This is a genomic window from Microvirga calopogonii (genome assembly GCF_003347665.1).
GTDB lineage: Bacteria > Pseudomonadota > Alphaproteobacteria > Rhizobiales > Beijerinckiaceae > Microvirga > Microvirga calopogonii.
In genome coordinates, this window is record NZ_QDGA01000179.1 from 1 (window position 1) to 5,877 (window position 5,877).

General features: G+C 62.2%; 6 protein-coding genes and 1 pseudogene. 3 read left to right on the top strand and 4 right to left on the bottom strand.

Annotation, left to right across the window (positions count from 1 at the left end; genetic code table 11):
* The 3 genes and pseudogenes from DDF70_RS35055 to DDF70_RS35065 form a co-directional block, all read right to left on the bottom strand.
* Window positions 1–194 (bottom strand): annotated as a pseudogene (locus tag DDF70_RS35055) (hypothetical protein); the annotation flags it as partial.
* A 59-nt stretch (window positions 195–253) separates the two neighbouring features.
* On the bottom strand, window positions 254–439 hold the full coding sequence (locus DDF70_RS35060; protein ID WP_114949117.1) for a hypothetical protein: 186 nt from the start codon (window positions 437–439) through the stop codon (window positions 254–256).
* Window positions 440–1,135: 696 nt separating this feature from the next.
* Entirely contained in the window at window positions 1,136–1,666 is a 531-nt protein-coding gene (locus tag DDF70_RS35065; RefSeq protein WP_114949118.1) for a GGDEF domain-containing protein, read from the bottom strand.
* Between the two features lie 201 nt (window positions 1,667–1,867).
* Between DDF70_RS35065 and DDF70_RS38955 the strand changes: the two genes are divergently transcribed.
* Entirely contained in the window at window positions 1,868–1,996 is a 129-nt protein-coding gene (locus DDF70_RS38955) for a hypothetical protein (protein ID WP_281024421.1), read from the top strand.
* A gap of 230 nt (window positions 1,997–2,226) precedes the next feature.
* Here DDF70_RS38955 and DDF70_RS35080 read toward each other — a convergent pair whose 3' ends face one another.
* Entirely contained in the window at window positions 2,227–3,609 is a 1,383-nt protein-coding gene (locus DDF70_RS35080) for an HD-GYP domain-containing protein (protein ID WP_114949122.1), read from the bottom strand.
* Window positions 3,610–3,847: 238 nt separating this feature from the next.
* Here DDF70_RS35080 and DDF70_RS35085 point away from each other — a divergent pair, with 238 nt between their 5' ends.
* Window positions 3,848–4,039, top strand: a complete 192-nt coding sequence (locus DDF70_RS35085; protein ID WP_114949120.1) for a hypothetical protein — start codon at window positions 3,848–3,850, stop codon at window positions 4,037–4,039.
* A 227-nt stretch (window positions 4,040–4,266) separates the two neighbouring features.
* Window positions 4,267–5,703, top strand: a complete 1,437-nt coding sequence (locus DDF70_RS35090; protein WP_114947838.1) for an IS1182 family transposase — start codon at window positions 4,267–4,269, stop codon at window positions 5,701–5,703.
* Window positions 5,704–5,877 lie beyond the last annotated feature (174 nt).

Consider the following 5,877-nt stretch of genomic DNA (forward strand, 5'->3'; position numbering starts at 1 on the left):
ATGTAGGGGCTGACCTCACCATTCTCCAACTCGCCTCCCCCGACGCCGCCACCAGGGTAGAAGGTGATCACGAACTGAGACCGATCAGAGGCGCGGGTGCATTGCCAGAGGGAGCCAGCAAGGCTGAGGCCGTCGGCGATCGCTGTTGGGGACGCCAGAGCAATCCCGATCGCGGCGAGCAGGAAGCGTTTCATGGGCTGTCTCCGATCAAGGACGGAGCCGCACCGTAGGTGGAGTTCCTTACGAAAACTTATCAGCCGGTGGGATTGGAGCGATCGGTGTTGCCACCGCTGCTTTCAAGAAAACACACCAGGGCAAAGACGCTGATCACTGCCGCCAGCTCCGCACCGGACAGGAGCCAAGAGGGAGCACTCGCCCGCAGCGGCCCGACAGCCACCAACGAGAGGAGGAAAGTTACAACTGTGCTCCACATCAACATGGGAAACCGTCCTTCAGAACGGGATCAAGCACTAACCCATTGCATATGAAAAGCCAATGACAGGCTCGTCGCACAACTAAGGAAAGCTTATGCGACCGGACAGGGTCGCTGTAGACGGTACCAAAGGATGGCTCAGGCAGATCTTTAAGTGTTTGTGTCTCCTGAGTTTTAATTTGGAGTTTGCCTCAGACTTTTCCGAAAGGATCCATTCGTCTGCCTCACCTGCGTTGGAGAGCATCTTCCTGCTACGTACTGGGTTAGCGCTCAACCAGGAGCAGATCTTGCGCCGATCCCCTGCATGCGAACTTGAGGAAGGCTGCGATGGCTCATCAGGAAAACCGGCATATGGGGCCTCTCGACAGATCCCTCACGATGTGTGCATCACGCCAAGCCGGACATCATGCACGAAGGCTCACGTCACAGAGGAAGGTGAGGCTCGGCTCTCTGCAGGCCAGGAACGGAGTGGGAGAGGTCAGTGTGTGGCATAGAATTTTACAGGCACTTGGGGAGGGCTCTTGAGACAGACATCTCAATCGGGATTCCTGCAGGTCAAGCGCTGGGAGCAAATTTGAAACTGCAAGTCAGGGAACAGTGGGATGGAGGGACCTTGTACCGCCCTGCCATGCAGAGGACGAGCGCAGCGGGGCGTCTGCTTCAATTGCTCTGAGACATCTCAGTCACCGAGCTATGGTCCACCTACGTCGACCGTGCAAGTTCAATCCTGTTCCGGCCGACACGTTTGGCCCGATACAGCGCCGCGTCCGCCTCCGCATACGCCTTGTCGAACGGTTCAGAGACTTTGCGTATAGCGACACCGGCCGACAGGGTGACATGGATCGTCACACCCGAAGCGACAATCGGCGTCGCCTCGACTGTCCGCAGGAGTTCGCTGAGCCCCGCAATGACCTGCTCTGCCGAAGCCTCCGGTGCAATCAGGGCGAACTCCTCCCCGCCAAGCCGGCCGACCATGCCATACGCGGCCAAATGCGTCGCCATGAGCGCTCCGACCGTTTGCAGAACCACATCACCAATGCGGTGGCCATGCGTATCATTCACAATCTTGAAGTGGTCGATGTCAACGATGGCAAAGACCATGGAATGTGAGCCCAGCGTTTCGCTTGTCTCCATCAGAAAGCGGCGGTTGGGCAGGCCCGTCAGCACGTCGTGCCGGGCACGATGGTCGTTACTGCCCTCGATGGAGAAGCGTCCGACCCTGCACCGGGTCATGGTCGATACAGGCAGCCGGGATGAGGAAGGCTGCCTCGTGTGCGTGGAGGGCCGTCTCGTTGCTGTGCTGGTCCGCCTGGACGGGGAGGAGCACGCGGAACCGGAATTGAAAAGAAAGTGGTTCCTGGAGGCGGGGTTCGGCCCGTGGGCCAGCGAAGGGCCGCGATCATTGGTGTTTGAGTCGCTTCGTGAAGCGCAGCGATGGGCGCACACACGGGTGACTTCCGCGGCGCCAAGACGCTGATCCAGTGGGAGTGCCGTGCCGGTGGAACGCCGTCATCCGGCGGCTCCCTTATGGTATTCAGGAAGGTCGGTTTCGGGGCAACCTGAGCCACTGAGCTCCTGCCTGTGAAGGTCTCCCGACGCCGCGAATGCGGAAATCCGGATAAGGTCCGCCCAGTGCCACATCCGGACCTTGGACATGTGGGATTGAAGGGACCTCGACGGGAGCCAGAGAGCTACTTCGGCATAGAAAACGGTGGCACAGCTCCTCTGCTGCGGCCGCCAAGTCACCTGGTCAGCGCACTTTATATGCCGTGCTGCTCCCACGTTCCGGCCAATCATAACGGGAGCGCTGCGGACGGCATTACTTCATGTCTGAGAACGGCTGATTGGAGCGCATCGAAGCATCGCCCATCGAGAGCCGCCCCCACGTCGCCTGCCATGATCGCCTGCACGGTGGCAAGCGGAAGTGCGGCCCGGTAGGGGCGCTCGGCCGTGAGCGCATCGAATACGTCGGCCGTCGAGATGATACGCGTCTCCAGCGCGATCTCGTCGCCAGCCAACCCATTCGGATAGCCCTTGCCGTCCAACCGTTCGTGGTGAGCGCCGACAACGCGGGCCAGGTCCCCAAAGGCCCCGATCCGCGACAGCACGGCCTCGCTCAGCGCCGCGTGCTCGCGCATCGCGGCCCACTCCGCGTCATCAAGCTTGCCGGGCTTGTCGAGGATCTGGTTCGAGACGCCAAGCTTGCCAATGTCATGCAGGAGAGCTGCCCGCCTCAGCCAGCGACGATGGTCACGCTCCAATCCGAGTTCCTGTGCGATCAGGTCGGCATAGGTCGCTACCCGTTCGCTATGGCCATGGGTGTAGGGGCTCTTGGCATCGACGACCTGGGCAAACGCCGTCGCGATATCGTCGAGGTAGTCCTCATCGACGGTCTCGACGTGCCGGGCGGGTGCCAGCGCAAAGAGGGCCTGTTCCAGGCCACCTGCCTTGAGCGTGGTCCAGAACCCTGGCCGCCTGGAAACGCCCTCGAATACAGCGACAAGCTCGGGATCGAACCACGTGCCCGAGCGGCCGTGGACCTCCCGTTGCGCTGCGTCGGTCCCAGCGCTGGTGTGGAACACGTCGATGACCTGGGACAGGAGCGCAATGCGGGCGAACACCGAGATGTCGGAGCCCCGCAGGCCCACGGGCTTGCCCCGGCCGTCCCAGTGCTCGTCCAGGTCCTGGATGCCGCGCGCGACCTCGTCCGAGAAGCGCATCCGGCGGGCGATCTGAGCCCCACGCTGGCAGCGGGTCTCGATGAGGTCCTTGGCAATCTCCCCGCCATTCTGCACGACGTTCATGATCGTCCGAAAGCGCTCGGTCAGCCCCGACTTCAGGCCAGTGTGGCTGAGGACGAAGCGCAGGGCCTGGGGAACGCTGTTCCCAACCTGCTTGAAGTCGCGCTTGAAGGTGAGATCATCGGCAACATAGAGCTGGCAAATGCGGGCGGCGTTGCTGGAGCAGCCGAGGTCCTTCAGGAGCAGCACATAGAACAGAGTCGCGAGATCCGTCTCGGACAGGCCGACCTCGCGGCCGATCTGGATGCCGATCCAGCAGCAGCGCACGCAATGTCCGGCCGGTTGGCCTTCCGTCATGTCAAGCGCGTAGCTAAGGGACTCCAGGAGTTCGGCCAGACGGATCCTAGGCGATCCAGCGTGGCGGAGCCAGGCCATTTCGGGACTTGGTCGAGGCAAGAGCTTCTGGCCATCGCGCGAGGGTTTCATGTCGGATCTCATTCCACGACCTTAAGCTGCATTCGCTAAACCGCTCTTAAGGTTCGCGATGACCAAAGATCGCCAGTTTGGCTTGCAAACATCTTTCATGGTCCCTTGTCCCACAGCTCTCATCATTGAGGCTGGTCCCGCGGTTCGCGAAACGCTGATCTTGGTCTTGACGGAGGCTGGCTAGGCCGTGGTCGGCTTTGAAAGCGGTGAAGCGGTTCTGGCGGCCCTACAGGCAGGCATTCCGGCAGTCATTCTCGTGACCGAGGTCGGCTGCCTAGCCTTGATGGCTGACAGCTTGCTCGCGCCGTGCGCCGCCTACAGCCTGGTCTCCCCATCCTCTACATTCCTGCCGTTCCCGAAGGGCGCGCACAGGGCGTGACGCGGAGCTTCGTTCTGCCGAAACCGTTTCGCTCCCGTGCATTTGAGGTGGTAGTCCGGCTGATCGCAGGCCCGCCCGCAACCTATCACAGTGATCGGCCGATGGGATTCCCGCGCTCGCCAGTGACGACTGCAACCCGCCGGCCGAATTTCTCCTCCGGGTCGAGGCTGTGTCAAAACGCGGAATCTAGTAATCTGGTTGGGTCAGTACGGACTGGAGGGATCGCGATGAAGCGGTTTGTCCAAGGCCAGGAGCGCAGCCAAGGCACCTTGTTCCCGGTCTGCCTCGACGAGTACGTCAGTGACGACAATCCGGTGCGGGTGATCGACGTCTTTGTCGAGGAACTCGACTTGCATGCCCTGGGGTTCGAGAGTGTCATCCCACAGGCGACGGGCCGCCCGGCCTACCATCCGGCGGCCCTGCTCAAGATCTACATCTATGGCTATCTCAACCGCATCCCGTCCAGCCGCCGCCTCGAGCAGGAGACCGGCCGCAACCTTGAGCTGATGTGGCTCACCGGCCAGCTTCAGCCGGATCACAAGACCATCGCCCGCTTCCGCAAGGACAATGGACCGGCCATTCGGGCCGTGTGCCGCCAGTTCGTCGGGCTGTGCCGCACGCTCAACCTGTTCTCGCAGGCGGTGGTGGCCATCGACGGCTCCAAGTTCAAGGCGGTCAACGCGCGGGACAAGAACTTCACGCCGGCCAAGCTCGCCAAGCGCATCGAGCAGGTGGAGGCCAGCATCGCACACTATCTGTCCGCCCTCGACACGGCCGATCGGCAGGAGAGCGAGCTGGCGCAGGTGAAGGCCGGGCGGATCAAGGACAAGATCGCGGCGCTCAGAGAGCAGATGCAGCAGTTCCGGGAGCTGGAGCAGCAGGTGCTGGCGGCTCCCGACCAGCAGATCTCGCTCACTGATCCGGACGCGCGGGCGATGACCAACCGGGGCATCGGCACGGGCATCGTCGGCTACAACGTTCAGGCCGCGGTGGATGTCCAGCACCACCTGATCGTCGCACATGAGGTCACCAACAGCGGCTCGGATCGGGGCCAGTTATCGGTGATGGGCCAGCAGGCGCAGGGTGCCATGGGCACGCCGAGCCTGGAGGCTCTGGCGGACAGAGGCTACTACAAGGGCGAGGACATCCTGGCCTGCGAGAGAGCTGGGATCACGCCCTATGTGCCCAAGACCCTCAACTCGAGCGCCAAGGCTGACGGACGCTTCGGCAAGCAGGACTTCGTCTATCATCCCGAGGATGACACCTATCGCTGTCCCGCCGGAGAGCGCCTGACGCGACGATGCTCCACCATCGAGCATGGGATGCTGCTGCATCTCTACTGGACCAGCTGCTGCCAAACCTGTGCGCTCAAAGATCAGTGTACGCCCGGCAAGGAGCGCCGGGTCAGACGCTGGGAGCATGAGGATGTGCTCGATGCGATGCAGGAGCGGCTCGATCGGGCCCCGGAGACGCCGCGTCTGCGGCGGCAGACGGTGGAGCATCCGTTTGGAACGATCAAGGCCTGGATGGGTGCTACGCACTTCCTGACCCGGACCTTGGAGCGGGTGCGCACCGAGATGAGCCTGCACGTGCTCGCCTATAACCTGAAGCGGGTTCTGGCGATCCTCGGACCAGGGCCGCTGCTGGCAGCAATCCAGTCCTGAGGGGGCATCGCTCTAGGCACCCAAGCTGATCACGATGGCTGGGACACCAGCAAGAATGACATCCAGCCTTGTCGATGAGCCAAACGGCCGTTGTCACCTGCGCTCCAGCCGATCAGAGGATCACAGAGGTGAGCTCACTCGGTCCCGATCTGCGTTTTGACACAGCCTCGGTCA

Excerpts from the sequence above, each read along its gene's own strand:
- DDF70_RS35060 (WP_114949117.1), bottom strand. The coding sequence starts at position 439 with ATGTTGATGTGGAGCACAGTTGTAACTTTCCTCCTCTCGTTGGTGGCT.
- DDF70_RS35065 (WP_114949118.1), bottom strand. The coding sequence starts at position 1,666 with ATGACCCGGTGCAGGGTCGGACGCTTCTCCATCGAGGGCAGTAACGAC.
- DDF70_RS38955 (WP_281024421.1), top strand. The coding sequence starts at position 1,868 with ATGGGCGCACACACGGGTGACTTCCGCGGCGCCAAGACGCTGATCCAG.
- DDF70_RS35080 (WP_114949122.1), bottom strand. The coding sequence starts at position 3,609 with ATGGCCTGGCTCCGCCACGCTGGATCGCCTAGGATCCGTCTGGCCGAA.
- DDF70_RS35090 (WP_114947838.1), top strand. The coding sequence starts at position 4,267 with ATGAAGCGGTTTGTCCAAGGCCAGGAGCGCAGCCAAGGCACCTTGTTC.